The following is a 965-nucleotide window of genomic DNA, read 5'->3' on the forward strand; positions in this document are numbered from 1 at the left end:
TCGGTCCAGTTCTGGGCGGCGTCGGTGAGTTCGATGCCGTGGCGGCGCAGGAGGGCTGGGCTGCCCACGAGGAGGCGGGTGCCGTCGAGTTCGGCGCGCATGCCCATGCCGAGGACGACCTCGCACGCCTGGTGGAGGGGGACGTGCAGGTGCTGTTCCTCGGTGTGGGCGACGATGGCCTGGGCCAGGGGGTGGCGGGCGTGGAGCTCGCCGGATGCGGCCAGGCTCAGCACCTCGTCGGCGCCGAAGCGTTCGCCGAGGGTGACGACGCTGGTGACCAGGGGCTTGCCGAAGGTCAGGGTGCCGGTCTTGTCGAAGACGACGGCGGTGACCCTGCCGACGCCCTCCAGGTGGGTGCCGCCCTTGATGAGGGTGCCGCGGCGGGCGCCGTTGCCGATGGCGGCGCTGATGGCGGTCGGGGTGGCCAGGCCCGCGGCGCAGGGGCAGGCGATCAGCAGCATGGTCATGGCCCGGCGCGCGTCGCGGGTGACCGCGTACGTGAGGGCCGCGAGGGCGAAGGAGACGGGGACGAAGCGCTGGGTGAAGCGGGCGGCGACGGTCTGGATGGGGGCCCGGTCGGTCTGGGCCTCCTCGACCCGGGTGATGATCCGGCCGACGGTGGTGTCGCGTCCGACGGAGTCGGCGCGGACGGTCAGGGAGCCGGAGGTGACGATGGTGCCGGCGTAGACGTGGGCGCCTTCGCGGGCGTACACGGGGAGCGCCTCGCCGGTGACGGCTGCCTGGTCGACCAGGGCCTCGCCGCCGGTCACGTGGCCGTCGACGGGGATGCGGTGGTGCTCGTAGACGGCGACGGTGTCGCCGGGCTCCAGCTGTTCGAGGGGGACCTCGATCTCGACGCCTTCCTCGCGGACCAGCCAGACGCGTTCGTCGCCGATGGTGAGGAGGTCCTCGATGGCGCGGCGGGTGCGGCGCAGGGTGAGGGTCTGGAGGAACTCGCCGATGTT

Annotated in this window: 1 protein-coding gene; it reads right to left on the reverse strand. The window is 73.1% G+C overall.

All coding sequences use genetic code 11. The features are described 5' to 3' along the window. Positions 1–965 (reverse strand): HAD-IC family P-type ATPase (locus QK442_RS36195; RefSeq protein ID WP_282698388.1); only part of this gene is annotated, 965 nt, incomplete at both ends.

The organism is Streptomyces sp. CC208A (genome assembly GCF_030010625.1).
GTDB lineage: Bacteria > Actinomycetota > Actinomycetes > Streptomycetales > Streptomycetaceae > Streptomyces.